This is a genomic window from Erwinia psychrophila, assembly GCF_039023475.1.
Lineage (GTDB): Bacteria > Pseudomonadota > Gammaproteobacteria > Enterobacterales > Enterobacteriaceae > Erwinia.
Genome location: NZ_JBCHVB010000010.1, coordinates 70410 through 93707, shown reverse-complemented (window position 1 = coordinate 93707; position 23298 = coordinate 70410). Strand labels below are relative to the sequence as shown.

Here is a 23298-nt window from a genome sequence, read left to right as displayed (position 1 = left end):
CCCGGTGGTTAAAGCGCGTGATTATCAGTTTTCGAAATAGTTTCACAAGCTGACAGGACAATTTCCGCTCAAAAACCAGGCGAAAAAAAGCGACTTTAAGAGTCTGTGGTCTCTGGCGTAAGAAGATTCTTATCTGGCGGCGGGCGTCGTGGGGGCGGGCAGTGCGTTAAAGGCGGACCAAAAAAACCGGGCAAGGCCCGGTTAGTGAATCACTCGAAGAGATTATGGTGCAGTCGCTGTACGACGCGTTCAGCATCATCGCCAGGTACCAGGAAACAGAGATTATAACTGCTGGCGCCATAGCAAATCAGCCGGAGATTAAAAGGTTCGAGTACGCCGAAAACCTCTTTCCCCACGCCGCAAGCCTGAGAAAGTTTATTGCCGATCAGGGCGACCAGCGCCAGGTTCTCTTCCACTTCGACACGACACAGCGAGGATAGCTCGGTCAGCAGTCCCTGCGTCAGCAGGCTCTCGCCGGTAGAGGTGGAGCCGGTGGTATCCAGCGTCAGCGCTACGCTTACCTCAGAGGTAGTGATCAGATCTACGGAGATATTATGGCGAGCGAGGATGTTGAACACCTCAGCCAGAAAACCGCGAGCGTGCAGCATATTCAGGCTGTGCAGGGTCAGCAGCGTCTGCCTGCGGCGCAGCGCCAGCGCACGGAACAGCGGTGGATTCTGCGAGGCGTTACAGACGCGGGTGCCGCCGGCGTCAGGATCCTTGCTTGAGCCCACGAAGACGGGAATATCGCTGCGTACGGCAGGCATCAGGGTAGCCGGGTGCAGTACCTTCGCGCCGAAGGTCGCCATCTCAGCGGCTTCTTCAAAGGTGATCTCGTCGATGCGTTTGGCCGCAGGGACCACGCGGGGATCGGTAGTGTAAATGCCCGGGACATCGGTCCAGATATCGATCCGGCTGGCGTGCAGCGCTTCGCCCAGCAGAGCAGCGGTATAGTCGCTGCCGCCACGGCCCAGCGTGGTGGTCCGACCCTTCGCCTCGCTGCCGATAAATCCCTGGGTGACGATCAGCGCCCCGTCGAGGCGCGGCGCAAGCTGAGTCCGGCTCAGTTCAGCCAGCTGGGGGACATCCGGTTCTGCGCGCCCGAAGCGGTCATTGGTGCGCATCACCTTACGTACGTCAAACCACTCTGCGGCGACACCGCGCTGACGCAGAATCTCGACAAACAGCAGGGTGGACATCAGTTCACCGTGGCTGACCAGCTCATCCGTCATGGCGGTGGAATTGGCCAGCGCGGCAGCCTCGGAGAGCATGGTGATATTTTCCAGCACGCGATCGATTTCGTCACGGATGACGTCTGGCTGAGCAAGCTGCTCAACAATGGCGTACTGGATGCGCCGGATCTCATCCAGCAGATAAGCGCGCTGCGCCTGCTCCTGCCCTTCAGCCAGGGAAACCAGCAGGTTAGTGACGCCTGCGGAGGCCGAAAGCACCACCAGGCGGGTGTCGGGACTGGAGAGCACCACGTCGGCGCTGCGGTTCATCGCGGTAAAGTCGGCAACGCTGGTGCCGCCAAATTTTGCCACGATCAGTGAAGATTGGGACATGTGTTGACATACCTCGTGTCAGGTTAAATTCCATCAGCCTTGGCACAAGGGAAGAGCAGAAACGGGGTAGACGTAGAAAAGGGATTTACTACGAGTCACCCAGAAGCGCCCCACCTTGTCTACCCGTTTTCCCTGTCGTCAGCATTACAGCCTGGGCTGACTCAGCCGGTTTACTGACCGTGGTCAGCCAATCGGGAGTCGCCTGCGCCTTGCGGCGACGTCAGCTAAACCGGGCAGGGCACGTCCGACTGCCGAACGTGCCTGGTGACAACCCAGAGGATTCAGCCCCTGTGGTCGATGCGCACCCTACCGAAGGGATGACACCTCGGCGTCGCTCCCCCTGATGTGTTATCACTGGATTCGGTTCCTCCAACACACTGCCTGGGCGACGCGCCTCTTCTGGCTTGCGCATCAAGATGCGCAACAAGCCGACTAGAAATATCGGGTTCTGCCGTCGCTGTCAATCTCTGCCGTTTGAAGAGTTTTCATTTTGTACCAGCGCAATCAGCGTACAGGGCAGCGGCACAGGCCGGTCGCCCTTCACCACGCTCAATATCCCCTGTTCATCCTGAACAAATAGCGGAATGACGCCCTGGTTTTTTTCCAGGTAAGAGAGCCAGCCAAAATTCTCGTTCAGCCGGGTGGTTTTCACCGTGGCGCCTTTGGCCAGCAGGCTGCTGAGCCGGCCATAGGTCTGCTCCTGACCGAAGAGAACTTCATGGCGGCGGAAGCGCGGGCTTTCACTGTCCTGACGGCTTTTCAGCGCCGCGCCGGAGCGGATTGCCGCCACCTTCCCCTCGCCCAAAATATGGCTGAAATGATAGACCGCCAGCGCATTTTGATGGCGGTTAGGGGAGAGCGCCAGAACCTGGGCTGTTTCGCTAAGGTCGAGAAAGTTCTCCGCATGTTCCGACCAGGCGTTGCCATAATAGGCCGCGATACCTTCCATACGGGCCTGGCGATAATATTCCCAGCTGCTGTCGGTCACCTGCACCGGAATATTCAGCTTTTTCAGCGCGCCCGCCAGCGCCCTGGCGACGCTGTTGGCGCCGACAATCAGTACGCCGCGCGGCTCTTGCTGCTGGACACGCAGCGCCCGGGCCAGCGCTGAACTGGTCAGGCTCTGTAGCACTACCGTGCCGATAATCACCGCAAACACTACCGTAACCAGCTTATCGGCACCCGGATAACCGGTTTTTTCCAGCGTCAGGGCAAACAGTGAACTGACCGCCGCCGCAACGATGCCGCGCGGCGACACCCAGCTCAGCATCAGCTTTTCACGCCAGTGCAGCGATGAACCCGCCGTGGAGGCGGCAATACACAGAGGGCGCGCAATAAACTGCACCACCAGCAGCAGACCCAGTAAGGGCCAGCCCATCGCCAGCAGCGCATTCAGGTCCAGACGGGCAGCCAGAATGATAAACAGCCCGGAGATGAGCAGCGCGGAAAGTTCTTCCTTGAACGCGATGATGTCGGTTAAATCCACATCGCGCATATTCGCCAGCCAGATGCCCATAATGGTCACCGTCAGCAGGCCGGATTCATCCGCAACGGCATTGGAAAGGCCAAACGCGGAGAGCATAACCGCCAGTACGGCAAAGTTTTGCAGATAGGTCGGCAGCCAGACGCGTTTCAGGGCGATGCCCAGCAGCCAGCCAGACAGCGCGCCACCGGCCAGGCCTACCGCCGCCGTCACTCCCAGCGTCCAGAAGAGATGCGTTAACGATTCAGCCTTCTGACTCAGCACAATGAATTCAAACACCAGAAGCGTGAAAATGGCGCCAACGGGATCGATGATAATCCCTTCCCAGCGCAGCACCTGGTTGATCGCCCGGTTAGGCCGGACGACGCGCATCAGAGGCGCAATCACCGTGGGGCCGGTGACCACGGCGACAGCACCCACCAGCGCGGCCAGTTCGGGAGGGAAATCCAGCAGGGCCCAGCAGCTGACGCTGATGACCAGAAAGGTGATCAGCATACCGATGGTCACCAGGTTACGTACCACCTTGCCCAATCCGCGGATCTCATCGTAGCGCAGGGTTAAGGCGCCCTCGAACAGAATGATGGCGACCGAGAGTGAGACGAGTGGAAAGAGCAGGCTGCCAAACAGCGCGTCCGGCTGCAAAATGTTGCCAACAGGACCCAGGAGAATGCCGAAAACCAGCAGGGGTAAAATCGCCGGTAAACGCAGCAACCAGGCCACCCACTGGGCTGCCAGTGAACTAATCCCAATGATAACCAACAGCAGCGGGGCAGACATCGCCATAAAATTTTTCCTTTCGACAACAAGAATAGTCATACTGAAACGCTATGCGGTGAGGATCCCCGCAGCCTGAATTATAAATAGCCCCGGATAAAAAAGGTGGGAAAATCCTGCCCAATGATAGATTTAGCCTGTTACAGGAAGTGAGAGCGATAAAGGTCGCTTCCTGTAACATGGCCTCCGGTCTGATTTACGGTTCTTAAATAAAAAGAGTGTGTTGCTATGAAAAATATCAATCCGACACAAACCGCTGCCTGGCAAGCGCTGGAACAGCACTACGAAGAGATGAAAGAGGTCCAGATCGCCGACCTGTTTGCACAAGACAGCCAGCGTTTCGAAAACTTCTCTGCCACCTTCGACGACCTGATGCTGGTGGACTACTCCAAAAACCGCATCACCGCAGAAACCCTGAGCAAGCTCCAGGCGCTGGCGAAAGAGACTGACCTTGAGGGCGCCATTAAGTCGATGTTCTCCGGTGAGAAAATTAACCGCACCGAAGATCGCGCCGTATTACATACCGCGCTGCGCAACCGCAGCAACAAGCCGGTAATGGTGGACGGTAGAGATGTGATGCCGGAAGTGAATGCGGTGCTTGAGAAGATGAAATCCTTCTCAGAACGCATTATCAGCGGTGAGTGGAAAGGCTATACCGGGAAGCCTATTACCGATGTGGTCAACATCGGTATCGGCGGCTCCGACCTGGGGCCTTTCATGGTGACCGAGGCGCTGCGCCCTTACAAAAATCATCTGAACATGCATTTTGTGTCGAACGTTGACGGCACCCATATTGCGGAAACGGTAAAGCCGCTTAATCCGGAAACCACGCTGTTCCTGGTAGCCTCTAAAACCTTTACCACGCAGGAAACCATGACCAACGCCCACAGCGCGCGTGACTGGTTCCTGAAAGCCGCAGGCGATAAGCAGCATATCGCGAAGCACTTCGCCGCACTCTCCACTAACGGCAAAGCGGTCGGGGAATTCGGCATTGATACCGACAATATGTTCGAATTCTGGGACTGGGTCGGCGGACGCTACTCCCTCTGGTCAGCCATCGGCCTGTCGATCATTCTCTCCGTCGGCTTCGACAACTTTGAAAAACTGCTGAGCGGCGCTCATGCGATGGATCGGCACTTTGCCACCACGCCAGTAGAGCAAAACCTGCCGGTTACCCTGGCGCTGATTGGCATCTGGTATAACAATTTCTTCGGCGCCGAAACCGAAGCTATCCTGCCTTACGATCAGTACATGCACCGCTTTGCGGCCTATTTCCAGCAGGGAAATATGGAGTCCAACGGCAAGTATGTCGATCGCGACGGTAACCCGGTCTCCTATGAAACGGGTCCGATCATCTGGGGTGAGCCGGGTACGAACGGCCAGCATGCGTTTTATCAGCTGATCCACCAGGGCACCAAGCTTGTACCCTGTGACTTTATTGCACCGGCGCTCACCCACAACAAGCTGGGCGATCATCACGCCAAACTGCTGTCAAACTTCTTTGCCCAGACCGAAGCGCTGGCGTTTGGTAAGTCACGCGAAGTGGTGGAGCAAGAGTTTGCTGATGCGGGTAAAGATGCGCAATCCGTTGCGCATATCGTTCCTTTTAAAGTGTTTGAAGGGAACCGCCCGACCAACTCTATCCTGCTGCGTGATATCACCCCGTACAGCCTGGGTGCGCTGATTGCGCTTTATGAGCATAAAATCTTTACCCAGGGCGCGATCCTCAACATCTTCACGTTCGATCAGTGGGGCGTTGAGCTGGGTAAACAGCTGGCGAACCGCATCCTGCCGGAGCTTTCCGGCAGCGAGGCGGTCAGTTCGCATGACAGTTCCACTAATGGCCTGATCAACCGTTATAAAAACTGGCGTGGCTGATTCACCATGTGCGTGCTGGTAGGCAGCGCCTGCCGCCAGTGCGGATCGGTGTCTGAACGCTGATTCAGGGCAGTAACGCTGCGGTGCGCACCACCGTAATGAAGGGCTGATGGCCATTGCCACAGCCCTTTTTTTCGCCTGTAAACCGTTGGGAAGTGAAATGCGATCCAGTTCATCCTGGTATGGTCCTGTTTGACATTGCGCTTAGCATTGCCGCCGCCCGTTAATGGCGCTTATCGGGTTGTTTCAGGTAAAAAACGGCATGATATTCCCGCCATTAATTAGTAAAACCGGGATAATAAGACTGAGGAAAATCTTAAAAGTTTGAAACTTAAGACGATTTTTCGGCGGATAAATCTGAAATTATTGGCGTTCATTTTTACTGAAAATCGCGTTACATACAGATTAACTTGCTGAAAAAAAACATTTTATTCCCACTATTCTCTCCGGATTACCCCTTTCTGTCGGGATCTCTTCCCTAACTCTTATTATTAGCTAATGGCACTAATTAGCGCCGCTTTCACAGACATAAATATCAATAATCTGAATTATCTGGTTAAAAATAGCTGAAATGCACAGAAATAAAACAGCGACACGCAGCTGGAAAACAGGCGCTGAGCGGGTCTGCGCGCTCATGAATTCAGGCAATGCCATGCCTTATACTGGGCGCGCCTGAAACCCTTCAGGCGGGTATCCATTCATCTGATGAAGGGAAATGTAATGAAAAAAACCTTATGTGCGGCTGTTGCCGTAGCCTGTTTATCGGTGACTTCTGCCGCGTTTGCCGCGCCAGTAGAAACCGGTGCGGCTGCCGGTAGCGCGGCGGGAACGCTCTCCGCCGGCACCACGACCGCAGTTGGCGTGGGCGCTCTTGGTGCCGTGGTCGGCGTAGCGCTGGCAGCAAGCAGCGGTGGAAATGGGTCCAATACCGGAACCACGACCACCACCACGACCAGCACAACGCGTTAAGTATAAAAAATTAATCATAACCACACGCCTGTGTGGTTATTTTCGACGTTGTCAGACTTTACTCAGGGACTCACACCGGTGCGCTATATACCACTTCTGCTGCTGTGCCTGCTTTTGCAGGCCTGTACGCAAACGCAAAAAGGGCTGGTCGATACGGTCAGCCTCGCCCTCCTTGGGCCAGAGGACGTTCAGATTTCCAGTGCGCAGATTGAAGCGCTCCCCTATGCCAGCATCTATCTGCGCCTCAACGGCGGGCAGCGGATTTTCGTGGTGCTGGGCTTCGATGAGGAAGGGCAGCAGAAATGGATCACGCAGGATCGCTCGGTGGTCGTAACGCAACACGGACGCGTGGTGAAAACGCTGGGGCTGCGCGACAACCTGAAAGAGGTGACGAACCTTCAGCAGGATCCCCTCGCCGATCCGCTGCGCCTGACCGACGGGGCCAGCTGGACGCGGACGCTGAGCTGGACAGAGAATGGCCAGTTCCGTGCCGGAACGGCGGTCTCCCACTTTACGCGTCTTGAGGATCGGATGCTGGATATTGCCGGCAGTAAGGTCGCCTGTCAGGTCTGGCAGGAAAAAGTTGAACTGGCCGGAGACGGCAGATCCTGGACCAACACCTTCTGGACAGACGCCGCCACAGGGCTGGTTCGTCAGTCGCAGCAGACGCCCGGCGGAGAGAATCTCTCTTTTGACATCACCCTACTGAAGCCGGCGAAATCATGAAAAAAAGAGCATTAATTCCCGCCGGGATGGCGTTCTTTGTCTCGCTGCAGCTGTGTGCGGAAAGTCAGGTGACGATCTTTTATCCCGACAGAAACGAAACTGCCGTTATCAGCAATGCGGAAAACCTGGCGCAGCTGGTCACCAGCCCGGCGCTCAAAGGGAAAACCTGGTGGCCGGGCACGGCGATCGCAGAAAAAAATGCCACGACGGCGGCAGTGCGGCAGCAGCAGCAACTGCTGGCGCGGCTGAAAGGCTGGAGCAGGACGCTACGCGCAGAGGGTGACAGCAGTAAGGCCGCCGTCGTTGAAAATGTGTATCAGCAGATTGCCTCATTAACCGTAACGGGCCGTCAGTTTGTGAATCTCGATCCCGATGCTGTGCGCGTTCGCCCGGCGGAGAACCGGCGTCTGGAAGGCGATTACAGCCTTTATACGCTGCAAAAGCCGACCACGGTGAGGATGGCTGGCCTGCTGGCAGAGAGCGGTAAAGTGGCCTGGCAGCCGGGCCGCAGCCTGGTGGACTATCTGGCGCATAGCGACCTGCTTTCAGGCGCGGAGCGTAACACGGCGGTGCTGATTGGCCCCGCTGGTGACGTCAGTGACGTGCCGGTGGCTTACTGGAACCGGCGTCACCGGGAGCCGGAAGCGGGCAGCATTATTTACGTTGGCTTCTCCTCATGGTCGCTGCCTGGCGAATACCAGGATCTTAACCAGCAAATCATTTCAGTTCTGACGCACCGGATCCTTGACTGATGAAAAAACATTATCTACTCAGCCTGCTGGCTGTTTCCGTCGCCTGTGCCTGTCAGACGCAGGCGGCGATGCTGACCAACCCCGTTAGCCCCTCACAATCCGATCTCGGCGGCGTGGGGTTGCTACAGGTGCCCACGGCCCGTATGGCGAAGGATGGCGAATTCAGCCTGAACTATCGCTATAACGACCAGTACCGCTTCTTTTCATCGTCGGTACAGCTTTTTCCCTGGCTTGAGGCGACCATTCGCTACACCGACGTGAAAACGCGTCGCTACAGCGCAGTGGATAGTTTCAGCGGCACGCAGACCTATAAAGATAAGGCGTTCGATCTGAAGGCGCGTCTCTGGCAGGAAGGTTTCTGGCTGCCTGAAGTGGCGGTCGGCGCCCGCGATCTCGGCGGTACCGGCCTCTTTGACAGCGAATATCTGGTGGCGACCAAAGCCTGGGGACCGTTTGACTTCACCCTTGGGCTGGGCTTTGGCTATCTCGGCAACAGCGGCACGGTGAAAAACCCCTTCTGCGCCGCGGACAGCCGCTACTGTAACCGCGCTGACGGCAACGGCACTGCCGGATCGGTCAACGGCACGGATATGTTTAAAGGGCCGGCAGCGATTTTTGGCGGCATCGAATATCAGACGCCATGGCAGCCGCTTCGCCTGAAAATTGAGTATGAGGGCAACGACTATCAGGATGATTTCGCCGGGCAGCTTGAGCAGAAAAGTAAGGTCAACGTCGGTGCCATCTATCGCCTGACGGAGTGGGCGGATGTGAATATCAGCTACGAACGCGGCAATACGCTGATGGCGGGCTTTACCCTGCGGACGAATTTCAACGATCTGCATGTTGCCTCTGTTGATGCTCCGAAACCAGCGTACAACCCGCAGCCGCAGGGAGAGTTCTTTGAACCCACAGCGGTAGCAAGCCAGCTCACCGGGCTGAAATATAACGCCGGACTAAATGGGCCCAACCTGCAAATTAAAGGCAGTACCCTGTACGCCACGGGCCAGCAGAACAAATACCGCAATACTCAGGAGGGCATCGATCGCGCCAACCTGATTATGATGAATAACCTTCCATCGGGCATTGAAACGCTGAGCGTGACGGAAACACGTAACAATATGCCGCAGGTAACGACCGTGACGTCCGTGGCGAGCCTGAAGCAGCAGCTGGAAGGCTATCCGCTCGGTAAAGAGAGAATGCTGGATCAACGGCGGATCGATCCGGTCGATCCGGGACGCACCGAGCAGGGTTTCCATATTGATGCCGATCCGCTGGATTACAGCCTGTCGCCGGTGCTGAATCAGTCCGTTGGCGGGCCAGAGAGCTTCTACCTCTATCAGGTTGGCGTGATGGGTAATGCAAACTACTGGCTGACAGATCATCTGTTAGTTGATGGCAGCGTATTTGCCAACATCGCCAACAACTACGATAAGTTCCGCTATAACGGTGCGCCGAATGACTCTTCATTACCGCGCGTACGCACCCATATTCGCGATTACGTGGAAAATAACGTCTACGTGAATAACCTCCAGGCCAACTATATGCGCTCCCTGGGGAACGGCTTTTACGGACAGATGTATGGCGGCTATCTGGAAACCATGTATGGCGGCGTGGGTGGCGAGGTGCTGTACCGGCCTCTGGATGCTGACTGGGCCGTTGGCGTTGATGCTAACTACGTTAAGCGACGCGACTGGGACAATATGATGCAGTTCGATAACTACAGCGCTAACGTCGGCAACATCACCGCCTACTGGCATCCGTGGTTTATGCGCAGCGTGCTGGTTAAGGCGAGCGTCGGACAGTATCTGGCCGAAGATAAAGGGGCCACGCTGGACATCTCCCGCCAGTTTGACAGCGGCGTGATCGTCGGCGCTTACGCGACCAAAACCAACGTCTCGGCGGAGGAGTATGGAGAAGGGGACTTCACCAAAGGGTTTTACATCTCCATTCCGATGGATCTGTTCACCGCGTCACCAACGCGGGGACGGGCGCAGGTCAGCTGGACGCCGCTGACGCGCGATGGCGGTCAGATGCTGGGCCGTAAATACCAGCTCTATAACATGACCTCCGATCGGGACAAACATTTCCGGTAACCTCTGACCCTGTCCGGTAAACGTATCTGGGGAGTTGCGGCATCGCGTAACTCCCCTTTTTTACGCTATCAGCAAGCGGCAAAACTTGTGAACTTCGTCACACTAAAGCATATTATCCGTACCGTCATTTCCTGACGAAAAAAGCGTGACTTTAGAGGATGTATGTATGATTACCGCGACACGTATTGCCTGGATGCTGCAGATGGTGCTGAACGTTGGCCTGATTATCTTAGCGGGCATACTGGCTATATTTTTAGGTAAAGAAACATTCCATCTGGCTAACGTGCTGCTGAATACGGGCGAACAGACCTCCTCCTATCTGCTGATTGAAGGGATCGTGATCTACTTTCTCTACTTTGAGTTTATTGCGCTGATCGTGAAATATTTCCAGTCGGGTTACCATTTCCCTCTGCGCTACTTCGTCTATATCGGTATTACGGCGATTATCCGCCTGATCATCGTCGATCATAAAAATCCGTTCGATACCCTGGCTTACGCCATTGCCATTCTGCTGCTGGTCGTCACGCTCTGGCTGGCTAACAGTAACCGTCTGAAGCGCGAATAGCGCTGATGGGTGCCAGAGCGGCACCCATTTTTTATCTCCCGGCGCCTTTCTGATAATTCCCGCCCGACACGCGGTGTACCCGGACGGCGACTGCGCTACACTATGGCACCGAAATTTTTGCCCGGAGACGCCGTATGGCTGAGAACGCGCTCTCGCAGCTGCGCGCCATCAACTGGTTGCCTGACTCATCGCCGCTGCTGACGGCCCCGCTGCTGGACTGGCTGATGGAGGAAGACTCCATGACCCGGCGTTTTGAGCGCCACTGTGAAAAAGTCACCGTCGTGGTTCAGCGGGAGGGATTTATCAGCGCAGAGGAGGCCGGCGAGGAGATCGCACTGCTGCCGCTGGAACCGCGATACTGGCTGCGGGAAATCCTGCTGTGCGGCGACGGAAAGCCCTGGCTGGCTGGCCGCACGCTGGTGCCCGAATCGACCCTGAACGGCCCGGAGGAGATGCTTCAGCATCTGGGTACGCGGCCACTGGGGCGCTATTTGTTTGCCTCTTCCACGCTGACACGGGACTTTATTGAACCCGGCGTGGTGGAAGGTTTGTGGGGGCGACGCTCGCGGCTGCGCCTCTCCGGCAAGCCACTTTTACTTACTGAACTGTTTTTACCGCCCGCACCGCTCTACCACCAGGGCGTGACGGCGAAAGGGAGCCTGTAGCGTGGAGAAAAGTTTGCCAGTGAATAAATTCCGGGCCTACAGCCGTCTGATGCGGATTGATAAACCGATAGGGACGCTGCTGCTGCTGTGGCCGACCTTCTGGTCACTGTGGCTCGCCGGAATGTGCGTTCCGCCGCTGAACGTGCTGATCGTCTTTACGCTTGGGGTTTTCTTTATGCGTGCCGCAGGCTGCGTGGTGAACGATTTCGCCGACCGCAAAATTGACGGCCACGTTAAGCGAACGCAGTTCCGGCCGCTGCCCAGCGGTGCGGTCACCACAAAAGAAGCCGTTCTGCTGTTTGCCCTGCTGGTGCTGATCTCGTTTTGCCTGGTGCTGACGATGAACGCCATGACTATCTGGCTGTCGTTAGGCGGGCTGGCGCTGGCGTGGATGTACCCCTTTATGAAACGCTATACCCATCTCCCTCAGGTGGTGCTGGGCGCGGCGTTCGGCTGGGGGATCCCAATGGGCTGGGCGGCCGTCAGCGGAACCCTGCCGCTGAACTGCTGGCTGCTGTTTTTCGCCTACATGTGCTGGACGGTCGCCTTCGATACCGAGTACGCGATGGTCGATCGTGACGATGATTTAAAAATCGGGGTGAAGTCCACCGCGATCCTGTTCGGGCGCTGCGATAAGCTTATTATCGGCCTGCTCCAGCTCGCCACCCTGGGTCTGATGACGCTGATCGGCTGGCGGTTGCAGCTGGGCGGGCTGTTTTACTGCTCGGTCCTGCTGGCCGGCGCGCTGTTCGTGTATCAGCAAAAGCTGATCTCAGGGCGTGACCGGGATTTGTGCTTCCGGGCCTTTCTGAACAATAACTATGTGGGGCTGGTGCTGTTTATCGGTATAGCCTTCAGTTTGCCGCCCGTCGTTAACGGGTTCTGACAGCCGCCGGGCAAAAAAAAGGGTCGGTGACATTTCTGTCACCGACCCTTTTTTATGGCGGGCTTATGCCGGAAGCGAGGCGTTCTCGATAGTCATCCTGACATCCTGCGTGATCAGATCGGCCAGCATCTGATACACCTTATGGGTCTGCTCAACCTGCGCATCGCCGGTATCGCTGATATACCCTTCGTCGCGCAGCGTCAGCACCAGCGAAGAGAAGACCGCCTTGTCGAAGAACTCTGGCGCATTGATACCGTGCAGCACGGAGAGGCGCTGGGCCATCGTACGGCTCTCTTTTTCCAGCGTGCCGCGGTTAATCGACGGGTTAGCGCTGAGGATAGAGAAGGCGATGGCGTAGCGCTGAAGCGTCTCCCGCACGCCGGCAGCAAGCAGCTGTAGCGTCCGGGTGCGGGCAGGGCTGAGGCGTAGCCGGTCTTCTTCAACCGTCAGCAGGCCCTGGCGCGCCATTTCAGTGACCAGCGCATCCAGTACCTGCGGCAGATCCTCTTTATTCCAGTGCAGGAACAGTTCACGCTTCAGCATCGGATAGATGACGCCGAGCTGGCGCAACAGCTCGGCGCGCGTCAGCTGACGGTGCTGCATCAGGAACACGGCAATCAGAGAAGGCATAACCAGCATGTGGTGAACGTTATTGCGATAGTAGGTCATCAGTACCGCCTGCTCGCGCGGCAGAATGATAATTTCGCCAATGCTGTCCTGCTCAATCTCAAATTTGTTCATGCTGAGGGCATGATCCAGCAGCGCTTCCGGCGTCATATCCGGCACGGTAGCATCCGGCGAGTAGGGGACGTTGCGTAGCAGCTGCACATAGCAGTCAAGCTGTTCGGTGAGCTGTTCGCGCGTCAGCGAACGCTGCCGGGAAGCCAGCAGGGCGGTCACGCACAGGTTCATGGCGTTAGCGGCGCCGGCATTATTGATACGCACCATAACCTGCTGGGCGATATCATTTACCGCCGGCGTCAGCCAGGCAGGACGGTGCGCTTCAATCGGATCGATCGCCTCACGCCATTCGGGCACGCGCTTATTCAGATAAGTCACCAGCGGCAGCGGTTCGCCAAAATTCACATAGCCCTGACCGAGGTTGCGCAGCTTGCGCAGGCCTCTCACCATCTGAAGGAAGCTTTCTTTCTCCTTGGTCGCGCCGCGCAGCTCTTTGGCGTAGGTCCCCACTTCCATCACGTGCTCATAGCCAATATAGATAGGCACCAGCGTGATAGGGCGGTTACCGCCGCGCAGCATCGCCTGAATCGTCATCGACAGCGTGCCGGTCTTCGGATCGAGCAGGCGGCCCGTACGCGAGCGGCCTCCCTCAACGAAGTATTCGACGGAATAACCGCGGGTAAAGAGTTCGCCAAGGTATTCGCGGAAAACGGTGGAGTAGAGCTTGTTGCCCTTAAAAGTGCGGCGGATAAAGAACGCGCCTAACCGGCGGAAAATCGGCCCGGCGGGCCAGAAATTCAGGTTAATGCCGGCGGCGATATGGGGCGGCACCAGTCCCTGATGGTAAAGCACGTAAGAGAGCAGCAGGTAGTCCATATGGCTGCGGTGGCAGGGCACATAGACGATTTCATGGCCGTCCTGCGCCAGCTGACGCACGCGTTCGCCGCCGTTGACGTTAATTCCCTGATAGAGTTTGCTCCACGTCCAGCCCATGATGCGATCGGTAAGACGAATCGCCTCATAGGAGAAATCCGCCGCCACCTCTTCCATCAGCTCAATGGCGTTCTGCTGGGCCTTTTCATGGGAGATTTTTTTACTGCGCGCCTCATCCTCCACCGCTTTTGCGATGGCCTTCGACTGCAATAGCCGGTTAAACAGATCCTGGCGAACCGGCAGGCGCGGGCCAATCGCGGCCAATCGCTGGCGGGCGAAGTGCATTCTGGCCACGCGGGCCAGCTTCTGGGCGATCGATTTGTCCGTGCCGTGTTCGGTCGCCATACGACGCAGCGAAACCATCGGCGAGAAGCGCACAAAGCTGTCGCGCCCAAGCCACAACACGGCGAAAAATTTCTGAATTCCATTCAGCATGCGGAGATGCGGCTGGCTTTCGCCCTGCACTTCGCGACCCGGCGCGCGACCAAACATCACGGCGACCGGCACCATCTGCACGTCCAGCAGCGGATTGCTGCGGTGCAGATCGAGGTATTCGTGAAACAGTTTCACCGACTCCAGATTTGGCACGAAATAGGGGAAGACGCGCGGCCCGTCATGAATAAAAACGTGGCGCGGCAGCATGGCACCGTCAATCTCCAGCGGATCTAAAGGATCGGGCAGATCCTGTTTGCGGCACTGTTCACGCAGCGCCAGCAAATCGGCCTTTGAATCGTAAGGGAGCACATACATAATAGGGCGCGATGTATCCAGCCCCAGTTCAGCGACCGGCTCAGCGGGGATCGCTTTACTTTTCACAAAGAATTTAACTGGTAAATTCAATAATTTATAATATAAGTTACGCCAACCTGACATAGACAACATGAAGCCTCTTGTTAGCAAAGCGCCGCAAGCATACCAGAAAGCGCCAGTGAGATCTGTGATGTTGCAAAAAGTGCGCCACCCAGACATTGACGTTAAACATCACAAAGGGTTCCCTCATTATGGCAAATAACGTCACCGGTTTGACCCGGATCATCAAAGCGGCAGGGTATTCCTGGCAGGGATTGCGGGCCGCCTGGCAGCATGAAGCGGCTTTCCGCCAGGAAGCGGTCGCCGTCCTCGTCGCTATCATTCTGGCCTGCTGGCTGGACGTTGACCCGGTTACGCGTGTTCTTCTGATTGGCTCTGTGGTGCTGGTGATTATCGTGGAGATCCTCAACAGCGCCATTGAGGCGGTGGTTGACCGGATCGGCAGCGAAATTCATCCGCTGGCGGGGCGGGCTAAAGACATGGGATCGGCGGCGGTGCTGCTGGCAATCCTGCTCGCCATCGCGGTCTGGCTGATGCTTTTGCTGCCGCTTTTGCGATAGCCTTTCCAGAATTGCGTCATCTGCGGTTAATTCTTGATCTTTAGGTTTTCATCCTGCAAATACCTGTATATACTCACAGTCGACTGTATAAACAACCAGGGGGCGGGATGAAAGCACTAACGGCAAGGCAGCAGCAGGTTTACGACCTGATTCGCGACCATATTAACCAGACCGGCATGCCGCCGACGCGGGCGGAAATCGCCACGCAGCTGGGTTTCCGCTCCCCGAACGCCGCAGAAGAGCATCTTAAAGCGCTGGCGCGTAAAGGCGTGATTGAGATTGTCTCGGGCGCCTCGCGCGGCATCCGTCTGATGATGGAAGAAGAGACCGGACTGCCGCTGATTGGCCGCGTGGCCGCCGGCGAGCCACTGCTGGCCGAGCAGCATATTGAAGGCCACTATCAGGTCGATCCCGACCTGTTTAAGCCTGGCGCCGACTTCCTGCTGCGCGTCAGCGGCATGTCGATGAAGGATATCGGCATTATGGACGGCGACCTGCTGGCGGTGCATAAAACCCAGGATGTGCGTAACGGTCAGGTCGTGGTCGCCCGTATTGATGATGAGGTTACCGTTAAGCGCCTGAAGAAGCAGGGCAACGTGGTTCATCTGCTGCCGGAAAACAGCGAGTTCAAGCCGATCGTCATCGATCTGCGCGAGCATACGCTTTCGATTGAAGGGCTGGCCGTCGGCGTGATCCGCAACGGTAACTGGCTCTAAGCACAGATGCCCTGAAGCACGGCAAGCCCGTGCTGCGCTCCTGCCGCTGCGGCTTCCCCGGTCGCAGCGGATTTCTCTCCGGCCATCGCTGAGTTTATGCTGATGCGATTCTTCACCTCCTCCGATAAGCACCTCTGGCGCCTCGCGCTGCCCATGATCCTCTCTAATATCACCGTGCCGCTGCTGGGCCTGGTGGATACCGCCGTTATCGGTCATCTGGACAGTCCGGTCTATTTAGGCGGCGTGGCCGTCGGAACCACCGTGACCAGCTTTCTCTTTATGCTGCTGCTGTTTCTGCGGATGAGCACCACGGGACTGACCGCGCAGGCGTTTGGCGCGGGGGATAAACCCGCGCTTGCGAAGGCGTTAATGCAGCCGCTCATGATTGCCGCTGTCGCCGGTGTCGGCTTTATCCTCTGTCAGTCACCCCTTACGCAGCTGGCGCTGGGCCTGGTTGGCGGCGATCCGGCGGTGCTGCATCAGGCCGCTCTGTTTATGAATATTCGCTGGCTCAGTGCGCCCGCCATGCTGGGAAACCTTGTCCTGCTCGGCTGGCTGCTTGGGGTTCAGTATGCCCGGGCGCCCGTTATCCTGCTGGTGGTGGGCAACGTGGTGAATATTGTGCTCGACCTCTGGTTTGTCGTGGGGCTCGGCTGGGGCGTGGAGGGCGCCGCTGCGGCAACCGTAATTGCTGAATATTGTACGCTGGCAATCGGGCTGCTGATGGTGCAGAAGGTAATGAAGCTGCGGGGGATACAGTTCGCTTTACTGATAAAGTCATGGCGGGGTGATATTGGCCGTCTGCTCAGGCTCAACCGCGACATTATGCTGCGCTCGCTGCTGTTACAGCTTTGCTTTGTCTCACTGACGCTGTCCGGCGCACGCTTAGGGAGCGATATTGTGGCGGTCAATGCGGTGCTGCTGATGTTTCTGACCTTCACCGCCTATGCGCTTGATGGCTTCGCCTATGCCGTTGAGGCGACGTCAGGTGAGGCGTATGGCGCCCGGGACAGCCATAAATTACTGCGTGTCTGGCATGCTGCCTGCCGGCAGGCGGGACTGGTGGCTCTGTTATTTTCACTGATCTACGCGGTGACGGGCCCGGATATTGTGGCGCTGCTGACCTCACTACCTGAGCTTCGCCAGCGGGCGGATAGCTATCTTTTCTGGCAGATTGTCCTGCCGGTTTGCGGCGTGTGGTGCTATTTGCTGGACGGGATGTTTATTGGCGCCACGCGCGCAGCCGAAATGCGTAATGGCATGGCCGTCGCCGCGCTGGGTTATGGCCTGACCTTATTTACGGTGCCGGTGCTGGGTAACCATGGTCTGTGGCTGGCAATAACGGTGTTTCTGCTGTTGCGCGGCATTACGCTGTGGTGGGTGTGGCGACGGCACTGGCGTCATGGCACGTGGTTCGCTTAACGTCCCAAACTCTCTTACTGCGCAAGCCTCCGCACTGACCGTTCAGGTCAGTGCAATAGCGACTTTCTTTAGCGCCGGGTTGAGCTCGGATTTGTCGTAACGTGCAAAATCTTCATCTTCTACTACAATTATCCTTACGTCAGGCAATTAAGCAGCTTTTTATTTTGCTGTTAACCCATTGTCGGGACGAAAAGACTAATGCTGTTTACCCCAGAGGTTGAGGAGAGAAAAGATGAATAACGACGAAGCCGGCGGTAACTGGAAGCAGTTTAAAGGTAAAATGAAAGAGCAGTGGGGCAAGCTGACCGACGACGATATGACCGTTGTGGAAGGCAAACGCGATCAGCTCGTAGGTAAAATTCAGGAACGCTACGGGTATGCTAAAGACCAGGCTGAGAAAGAAGTCAGCGACTGGGAAACCACCAATAACCATCGTTTCTGATACGCCACACACTCAGCACGATAAGACTTTCAGGATGATGCTCCTACCCAGGCACACGGACCGTGCCGCTTAATTCTTTTCCCATGACGTACCCCCATTCGACAGCACCCTATTCACTCAACAGAGCGCTATCTTACTAAGGCTTCAGCTTCGCTTGATCCTGACGACCACGCTTTTTAGCTGTCGTTACCGTATGATCGTGCTGGCACGCTTCCTGATGAGTACAGGCTTCCACCTCAACGCAGCCGCGGCATAACCCATGAGCTTCAATAATGCTGTGCGCCAGCACAAAGCCAGAGGGCAGGGCCAGCGTTTTTAAGATGCTTTCCACGCCATCCGCATGTTGCTCGGCGACGGAGCCACAGCGATCGCAAATCAGCATGGCCGAGGAGTGCGACGGTTCCTCGAAATGATGGCAAACCACGTAGCTGTTGGTTGATTCAACGCGATGCACAAATCCCTGCTCAAGCAGGAAGTCCAGCGCGCGATAGACGGTAGGCGGTTTGGCCTGCGGCTCGCTGGCCCGCAGCAGATCGAGCAGGTCATAGGCGCTGATAGCGCCATGATGCTGACTCATCAGGCGCAGCACTTCCATTCGCTGAGGCGTCAGCCTGACGTTGCGCTGCTGGCAGAGGCTTTCCGCCTGCGACAGAATTTTTTCAGGACTGTGAATGGTCATAATTCCCCCTCAGGCTGGTTTCAGTTGTTATATTATCACGCCCGTGCCAAAACGCCGAATCTCCTGCCGCCGTCCCTCGTCATACAAAACGCGCTCCTGATGTAACAAAAATGCTCTGGTAATGAGTGGTATTTGACTCAGGCCTTAAACTTAAAAAAAACTCACCAAAGGCTCTGATTCTGACAGGTCCACGCATTTCAGGTGAAAGGGTTCTAATGTGATTTGCAGCCTGGGACGTTTCTGACTACCTTGAAACAGGGCATTGCAGGATATTTCCCGCAAAATACTGAGTTATCAGGCTTATCGATTAGCCTGATAACAGATAAATAACTCGCCAATGCGCTGATAAGCCCGCGCTTTATGACTGACTTCAGGGCAATGAATTGCTGCCTTTATGTTCATTATGCTCGTAGTTGGACTTCGCACGCTTACGTCGAGCGCTTCTCCTTTTCTGGGTGGGTTAAAGTAATATGGCTTCTAAAATCATCAAGTTGAACAGGTTTTCCCGGACAGCGGTTTTTCCCGTCCTGTTTCTGGCTCCTTTAAGCGCCCTTGCGGCAGGCAATTATTACGATGCGCGTAATGATGCGATGGGGGGAACCGGCGTCGCCTCTTCCTCCTATGGTAGTGCGGTGCTGGCTAACCCGGCGCTGATGACCAAAGCGCAGCCTGAAGATGATGTCAGCATTATTCTCCCAGCGGCGGGTGCGCAGCTCTCTGATAAGAACAAACTGATTGATAAGGTGGACGATCTGACCGACAGCGTCGATCGTTACCAGGATATTGCCCGTAACGGCATTACCTTCGCCGATATTCCACGGGCACGGGCCGCCGCAGGCGATCTCGCCGATCAGCTGCGCGGCATTAAAAATGGCGAAGCTTATGGTACAGCCGGAGCGGCGGTAGCCGTCACCATTCCCAATAGCGTTCTGCCTTTTGCTTTTGTCACCAAAGCCTATGGGACGGCGCACGTCACTACCGCGGTAAGCCAGGGTGACATTGACTACCTGCAAAGCGTGGCTGATGGTTTGAGAGTTCCTCAGCCGGGCGACCAGGATAACCTGACCTCCGCCGCGCTCGGGCGTGGTGCGATTGTGTATGATTACGGCATCGCCGTTGCTCACGAGTTTATCATCGCGGGCCATCCGGTCTCGTTCGGCGTGACGCCTAAACTCCAGAAGACCTACCTGTATAACTACAGCGCTTCGGTTTATAACTACGACAAGTCAGACTTCACCGAAGGACGGTATAAAAATACCGATACGGGCTTCAACATGGATGCCGGTGTGGCGACCGATATTGGTGAAAACTGGACGCTGGGCCTGAGTGCACAGAACCTGATTTCCCGCGATATTGAGACAAAAGAGGTCAACGGCTACAAGGATACCTACCAGATCGCACCCATCGTCACGCCGGGAGTGTCGTTCCATACCGATCGCCTGACCACCGCGCTGGATGTGGATATTACGCCGACTAAACGATTTAAAACGCAGGGTGAAAGCCAGTATGCGGGCGTGGGCGCGGAATACCGGCTGCTGAGCTGGCTCCAGCTGCGCGCGGGTTACCGTGCGGATATGAAATCCAATGATACCGACGTAATCACCGCAGGTTTTGGCCTGTCGCCGTTTAATAAGGTTCACCTGGATCTGGCCGGTATGAAAGGGGATGACAATACCTGGGGTGCCGCGGCTCAGCTGAGCTTTACCTTCTGAACCCTGTCGGGTGCGCAGCCCGCGCGCCCGATATCTCAACCCGGTAGTAGGCCTGCTACGGCAGGGCATGGTATCATTGCGCACAATATCATCATTTGTTAATTATCCGAGTTTGCGCGCTTTATGACCCAGAGTTTACCTGCACACCGCTTTTCCATCGCCCCGATGCTCGACTGGACCGATCGGCACTGCCGCTACTTTCACCGCCAGCTCACACGCCAGGCCTTGCTCTATACCGAAATGGTGACCACCGGTGCCATTATTCACGGTAAAGGCGACTATCTGGCCTGGAGCCAGGAGGAGCAGCCGGTTGCCCTTCAGCTTGGCGGCAGCGACCCCGCAGCGCTGGCGCAATGCGCCGCCCAGGCGGAGGCGCGTGGCTATAACGAAGTTAACCTCAACGTAGGCTGCCCCTCCGATCGCGTCCAGAACGGACGGTTTGGTGCCTGTCTGATGGGGGAAGCGGCGCTGGTAGCTGACGGGATTAAGGCGATGCGGGATAAGGTTTCGATCCCGGTTACGGTGAAAACCCGTATCGGTATTGATGATCAGGACAGCTACGAATTTCTCTGTGATTTTATCCGTCAGGTTTCTGAGCAGGGCGGCTGCGAGATGTTTATCATCCATGCCCGCAAAGCCTGGCTTTCTGGCCTGAGCCCGAAGGAAAACCGTGAAATCCCGCCGCTGGACTATGAGCGCGTCTATCAGCTCAAGCGCGATTTCCCGCATCTGACCCTGGCGATCAACGGCGGGGTGAAAACGCTGGCAGAGGCGAAGGTGCACTTGCAGCATCTGGACGGCGTGATGATGGGGCGTGAGGCCTATCAGAACCCGGGCCTGCTGGCGCAGGTGGATCGTGAACTTTTTGGCAGCGATGCGCCTCAGGTTGATCCGGTCGCGGTAGTGCGTTCAATGTATCCCTATATTGAGCGGGAGCTGGCCACGGGCACCTATCTGGGCCATATCACCCGCCATATGCTTGGTCTGTTCCAGGGTATCCCTGGCGCACGTCAGTGGCGCCGCCATCTGAGCGAAAATGCGCACAAGCCAGGGGCAAATATTGACACGGTGGAGCAGGCGCTGGCGCTGGTCGCCGACAAGATCCCGGCGACGGCCTGAATCCAGCCTTCGGCCCTGATAAAAAGGGGCCGATCGTTCCTGCTTTCCGAATAAGCTGCCGCAATTCTGCGGCACTTCTCCACGTCTTACCCGCATAAGAACCGCCTCTCTACGAGAATACGTCATCCATTTCGTTAATTTTTAACTAATTTATAAGCAATTTCACCAGGCTTTTGGGCGGAATGGTGATACTGTTGCCATCAATTCAAAGGGTTAGTTAAAAAGACATGCTGGCACGTTTCTTGTAATACCTGTTGAGAAACTATTTTATGGAGCGACCCTGATGGAAATCTTATTCGTCCTTGGCTTCTTTCTGATGCTGATGCTCACCGGTATTTCCCTGCTGGGCGTAATAGCCGCGCTGGTAGTGGCGACCCTGATAATGCTGCTTGGCGGCATGCTGGCTTTTGTTATAAAAATGTTGCCATGGCTGGCGCTGGCGCTGGTAGCCGTCTGGATCTACCGGGCCTGTAAAAAGCCCCATTCGCGGACCCGGCGCCGCTTATTCCGTTAAAACAAGACGTTGGCTATTTATTCTGCCAGCAGAATGCGGGCTGGATCACATCATGGCACATTGCGCCAGCGGTGCGGCAATTAAACATATTTTTTACTTATGAATTCTGGCAGGATGCCTTCACTGAATTGACACAAATTCATCGCTCTGGACCCTACATTCAGCGCGAACGATAAAAAAGAAAGAAGAGGGCTTCCCGCGGGAAGCCCTTCTTATATCTGGCGTTTGCCTCTGCAATCCAGCTACAGGGCACAGCTCCCGACCGGGCAGAAGCCTCAGCAGCGCACCTGGCCTGTCTTTATGCTCAGGGGATCAGCAAGCTGGAGCCCTGAGTGGCACGGCTTTCCAGCGCCTTATGCGCCTGCTGCGCATCCTTCAGCGCGAACTTCTGCTGGTCCGGCACGTCAACCTTAATCGCTCCGCTGGCGATCAGCGAGAACAGCTCATTGCTGGCATGGGTCAGTGCGTCGCGGGAAGTGATATAACCATTGAGCGAAGGGCGGGTAACATAAAGAGAGCCTTTCTGATTCAGGATCGCCAGATCGACGCCGGTGACCGGGCCTGAAGCATTGCCGAAGCTGACCATCAGCCCACGTCGCTGAAGGCAATCGAGCGAGGACTCCCAGGTATCCTTGCCCACGGAGTCATAGACGACGCGCACTTTTTTACCGTCGGTCAGCTCAGCAACGCGGCTCGCCACATCTTCTTCACGGTAGTTGATGGTGGCCCAGGCTCCGGCGCTTTTCGCCCGGTCAGCCTTCTCTGCGGAGCCTACGGTCCCTATCAGATGTGCGCCCAGCGCCTTCGCCCACTGGCAGGCGATCAGCCCCACGCCGCCGGCGGCCGCCTGGAAAACAAAAACCTCATCGGGCTGGACAACATAAGTCTGACGCAGCAGATAGTGCACGGTCAGGCCTTTCAGAAATGAGGCGGCCGCCTGCTCAAACGAAATGCATTCCGGCAGCAGGGCCAGCTTATCGGCAGACACTGCCTGGTACTCACTGTACGCGCCCAGCGCCGACTGGGCATAAACCACGCGATCGCCGGGCTTCACTGCCGTCACGCCATCCCCCACGCTTTTCACCACGCCCGCCGCTTCCGTGCCCAGACCGGAAGGCAGCGAGGCAGGATAGAGACCGCTGCGGATATAGGTGTCGATATAGTTAATCCCGATGGCTTTATTCTCCACCACGACCTCACCCGCTGCCGGGTCGGGCAGGCTGACCTCCACCAACTCCATTACTTCCGGCCCGCCATGCTGGCTGATTTGTATACGTTTTGCCATGGTCACTCCTGTTGATTCAGCGTCATTGAGAGAGGACGACAGGGTGTCAAACGGGTATACTTGCGCGTC

General features: G+C 56.5%; 21 protein-coding genes and 1 riboswitch. Of the genes, 15 read left to right on the top strand and 6 right to left on the bottom strand.

Annotated elements, in window-relative coordinates; genetic code table 11:
* Window positions 1-209 precede the first annotated feature (209 nt).
* Window positions 210-1565, bottom strand: coding sequence for a lysine-sensitive aspartokinase 3 (gene lysC, locus AAH446_RS18780; RefSeq protein ID WP_342908201.1), 1356 nt, complete (start codon window positions 1563-1565; stop codon window positions 210-212).
* A gap of 226 nt (window positions 1566-1791) precedes the next feature.
* Window positions 1792-1972, bottom strand: a riboswitch (Lysine riboswitch).
* A gap of 53 nt (window positions 1973-2025) precedes the next feature.
* Window positions 2026-3831: a cation:proton antiporter gene (locus tag AAH446_RS18775; RefSeq protein WP_342908200.1), complete on the bottom strand. Its 1806-nt coding sequence runs from the start codon at window positions 3829-3831 to the stop codon at window positions 2026-2028.
* 219 nt (window positions 3832-4050) lie between these two features.
* Between AAH446_RS18775 and pgi the strand changes: the two genes are divergently transcribed.
* Window positions 4051-5700, top strand: coding sequence for a glucose-6-phosphate isomerase (pgi, locus tag AAH446_RS18770; RefSeq protein WP_342908199.1), 1650 nt, complete (start codon window positions 4051-4053; stop codon window positions 5698-5700).
* Here pgi and AAH446_RS18765 read toward each other — a convergent pair.
* On the bottom strand, window positions 5679-5876 hold the full coding sequence (locus tag AAH446_RS18765) for a hypothetical protein (protein WP_342908198.1): 198 nt from the start codon (window positions 5874-5876) through the stop codon (window positions 5679-5681). The two genes, pgi and AAH446_RS18765, sit on opposite strands and share 22 nt — an antisense overlap.
* Before the next feature lie 544 nt (window positions 5877-6420).
* On the opposite strand from AAH446_RS18765, the gene yjbE reads away from it, so the two are divergent.
* The 7 genes from yjbE to ubiA all read left to right on the top strand — a co-directional run bounded on the left by yjbE (window position 6421) and on the right by ubiA (window position 12356).
* Window positions 6421-6669 (top strand): exopolysaccharide production protein YjbE, encoded by a 249-nt coding sequence (yjbE, locus tag AAH446_RS18760; RefSeq protein WP_342908197.1) that lies wholly within the window; start codon window positions 6421-6423, stop codon window positions 6667-6669.
* Window positions 6670-6747: 78 nt separating this feature from the next.
* The gene (locus AAH446_RS18755) at window positions 6748-7395 is read left to right on the top strand and encodes a YjbF family lipoprotein (RefSeq protein ID WP_342908196.1); all 648 of its coding nucleotides are present in this window, start codon (window positions 6748-6750) and stop codon (window positions 7393-7395) included.
* On the top strand, window positions 7392-8147 hold the full coding sequence (locus AAH446_RS18750; protein WP_342908195.1) for a capsule biosynthesis GfcC D2 domain-containing protein: 756 nt from the start codon (window positions 7392-7394) through the stop codon (window positions 8145-8147). Before AAH446_RS18755 ends, AAH446_RS18750 begins: the two co-directional genes overlap by 4 nt.
* Window positions 8147-10240 (top strand): YjbH domain-containing protein, encoded by a 2094-nt coding sequence (locus AAH446_RS18745; RefSeq protein ID WP_342908194.1) that lies wholly within the window; start codon window positions 8147-8149, stop codon window positions 10238-10240. The genes AAH446_RS18750 and AAH446_RS18745 overlap by 1 nt, the downstream gene beginning before the upstream one ends.
* 166 nt (window positions 10241-10406) lie before the next feature.
* On the top strand, window positions 10407-10805 hold the full coding sequence (gene psiE / locus AAH446_RS18740) for a phosphate-starvation-inducible protein PsiE (RefSeq protein ID WP_342908193.1): 399 nt from the start codon (window positions 10407-10409) through the stop codon (window positions 10803-10805).
* Window positions 10806-10939: 134 nt separating this feature from the next.
* Window positions 10940-11470 (top strand): chorismate lyase, encoded by a 531-nt coding sequence (ubiC, locus tag AAH446_RS18735; RefSeq protein ID WP_342908192.1) that lies wholly within the window; start codon window positions 10940-10942, stop codon window positions 11468-11470.
* A gap of 1 nt (window position 11471) precedes the next feature.
* On the top strand, window positions 11472-12356 hold the full coding sequence (gene ubiA, locus AAH446_RS18730; RefSeq protein ID WP_342908191.1) for a 4-hydroxybenzoate octaprenyltransferase: 885 nt from the start codon (window positions 11472-11474) through the stop codon (window positions 12354-12356).
* A gap of 63 nt (window positions 12357-12419) precedes the next feature.
* Here ubiA and plsB read toward each other — a convergent pair whose 3' ends face one another.
* Entirely contained in the window at window positions 12420-14843 is a 2424-nt protein-coding gene (gene plsB / locus AAH446_RS18725) for a glycerol-3-phosphate 1-O-acyltransferase PlsB (protein WP_342908213.1), read from the bottom strand.
* Between the two features lie 128 nt (window positions 14844-14971).
* Between plsB and AAH446_RS18720 the strand changes: the two genes are divergently transcribed.
* The 4 genes from AAH446_RS18720 to AAH446_RS18705 all read left to right on the top strand — a co-directional run bounded on the left by AAH446_RS18720 (window position 14972) and on the right by AAH446_RS18705 (window position 17920).
* Complete coding sequence (locus tag AAH446_RS18720; RefSeq protein WP_342908190.1) at window positions 14972-15340, top strand: diacylglycerol kinase; 369 nt, start codon at window positions 14972-14974, stop codon at window positions 15338-15340.
* A gap of 107 nt (window positions 15341-15447) precedes the next feature.
* Complete coding sequence (gene lexA / locus AAH446_RS18715; RefSeq protein WP_342908189.1) at window positions 15448-16056, top strand: transcriptional repressor LexA; 609 nt, start codon at window positions 15448-15450, stop codon at window positions 16054-16056.
* 102 nt (window positions 16057-16158) lie between these two features.
* Window positions 16159-17478 (top strand): MATE family efflux transporter DinF, encoded by a 1320-nt coding sequence (dinF, locus tag AAH446_RS18710; RefSeq protein ID WP_342908188.1) that lies wholly within the window; start codon window positions 16159-16161, stop codon window positions 17476-17478.
* Window positions 17479-17710: 232 nt separating this feature from the next.
* Window positions 17711-17920 (top strand): CsbD family protein, encoded by a 210-nt coding sequence (locus AAH446_RS18705; RefSeq protein ID WP_342908187.1) that lies wholly within the window; start codon window positions 17711-17713, stop codon window positions 17918-17920.
* Between the two features lie 136 nt (window positions 17921-18056).
* Here AAH446_RS18705 and zur read toward each other — a convergent pair whose 3' ends face one another.
* Window positions 18057-18599, bottom strand: coding sequence for a zinc uptake transcriptional repressor Zur (gene zur, locus AAH446_RS18700; protein WP_342908186.1), 543 nt, complete (start codon window positions 18597-18599; stop codon window positions 18057-18059).
* 470 nt (window positions 18600-19069) lie between these two features.
* Between zur and AAH446_RS18695 the strand changes: the two genes are divergently transcribed.
* From AAH446_RS18695 to pspG, 3 genes are all read left to right on the top strand, one after another.
* Entirely contained in the window at window positions 19070-20311 is a 1242-nt protein-coding gene (locus AAH446_RS18695; RefSeq protein ID WP_342908185.1) for a conjugal transfer protein TraF, read from the top strand.
* 123 nt (window positions 20312-20434) lie between these two features.
* The gene (gene dusA, locus AAH446_RS18690; RefSeq protein ID WP_342908184.1) at window positions 20435-21430 is read left to right on the top strand and encodes a tRNA dihydrouridine(20/20a) synthase DusA; all 996 of its coding nucleotides are present in this window, start codon (window positions 20435-20437) and stop codon (window positions 21428-21430) included.
* Window positions 21431-21713: 283 nt separating this feature from the next.
* Window positions 21714-21944, top strand: a complete 231-nt coding sequence (gene pspG / locus AAH446_RS18685) for an envelope stress response protein PspG (protein WP_342908183.1) — start codon at window positions 21714-21716, stop codon at window positions 21942-21944.
* 304 nt (window positions 21945-22248) lie between these two features.
* Here the strand turns inward: pspG and AAH446_RS18680 are convergent, their stop codons facing one another.
* Window positions 22249-23229 carry a quinone oxidoreductase gene (locus AAH446_RS18680; RefSeq protein WP_342908182.1) on the bottom strand — a complete coding sequence of 327 codons (981 nt, stop codon included), beginning with the start codon at window positions 23227-23229 and terminating at the stop codon, window positions 22249-22251.
* Between the last annotated feature and the right edge of the window lie 69 nt (window positions 23230-23298).

What these genes read in the sequence shown, in the direction of transcription:
- lysC (WP_342908201.1), bottom strand. Translation starts at nt 1,565, where the DNA reads ATGTCCCAATCTTCACTGATCGTGGCAAAATTTGGCGGCACCAGCGTT.
- AAH446_RS18775 (WP_342908200.1), bottom strand. Translation starts at nt 3,831, where the DNA reads ATGGCGATGTCTGCCCCGCTGCTGTTGGTTATCATTGGGATTAGTTCA.
- pgi (WP_342908199.1), top strand. Translation starts at nt 4,051, where the DNA reads ATGAAAAATATCAATCCGACACAAACCGCTGCCTGGCAAGCGCTGGAA.
- AAH446_RS18765 (WP_342908198.1), bottom strand. Translation starts at nt 5,876, where the DNA reads ATGAACTGGATCGCATTTCACTTCCCAACGGTTTACAGGCGAAAAAAA.
- yjbE (WP_342908197.1), top strand. Translation starts at nt 6,421, where the DNA reads ATGAAAAAAACCTTATGTGCGGCTGTTGCCGTAGCCTGTTTATCGGTG.
- AAH446_RS18750 (WP_342908195.1), top strand. Translation starts at nt 7,392, where the DNA reads ATGAAAAAAAGAGCATTAATTCCCGCCGGGATGGCGTTCTTTGTCTCG.
- AAH446_RS18745 (WP_342908194.1), top strand. Translation starts at nt 8,147, where the DNA reads ATGAAAAAACATTATCTACTCAGCCTGCTGGCTGTTTCCGTCGCCTGT.
- psiE (WP_342908193.1), top strand. Translation starts at nt 10,407, where the DNA reads ATGATTACCGCGACACGTATTGCCTGGATGCTGCAGATGGTGCTGAAC.
- ubiC (WP_342908192.1), top strand. Translation starts at nt 10,940, where the DNA reads ATGGCTGAGAACGCGCTCTCGCAGCTGCGCGCCATCAACTGGTTGCCT.
- plsB (WP_342908213.1), bottom strand. Translation starts at nt 14,843, where the DNA reads ATGTCAGGTTGGCGTAACTTATATTATAAATTATTGAATTTACCAGTT.
- AAH446_RS18720 (WP_342908190.1), top strand. Translation starts at nt 14,972, where the DNA reads ATGGCAAATAACGTCACCGGTTTGACCCGGATCATCAAAGCGGCAGGG.
- lexA (WP_342908189.1), top strand. Translation starts at nt 15,448, where the DNA reads ATGAAAGCACTAACGGCAAGGCAGCAGCAGGTTTACGACCTGATTCGC.
- dinF (WP_342908188.1), top strand. Translation starts at nt 16,159, where the DNA reads ATGCGATTCTTCACCTCCTCCGATAAGCACCTCTGGCGCCTCGCGCTG.
- AAH446_RS18705 (WP_342908187.1), top strand. Translation starts at nt 17,711, where the DNA reads ATGAATAACGACGAAGCCGGCGGTAACTGGAAGCAGTTTAAAGGTAAA.
- zur (WP_342908186.1), bottom strand. Translation starts at nt 18,599, where the DNA reads ATGACCATTCACAGTCCTGAAAAAATTCTGTCGCAGGCGGAAAGCCTC.
- AAH446_RS18695 (WP_342908185.1), top strand. Translation starts at nt 19,070, where the DNA reads ATGGCTTCTAAAATCATCAAGTTGAACAGGTTTTCCCGGACAGCGGTT.
- dusA (WP_342908184.1), top strand. Translation starts at nt 20,435, where the DNA reads ATGACCCAGAGTTTACCTGCACACCGCTTTTCCATCGCCCCGATGCTC.
- pspG (WP_342908183.1), top strand. Translation starts at nt 21,714, where the DNA reads ATGGAAATCTTATTCGTCCTTGGCTTCTTTCTGATGCTGATGCTCACC.
- AAH446_RS18680 (WP_342908182.1), bottom strand. Translation starts at nt 23,229, where the DNA reads ATGGCAAAACGTATACAAATCAGCCAGCATGGCGGGCCGGAAGTAATG.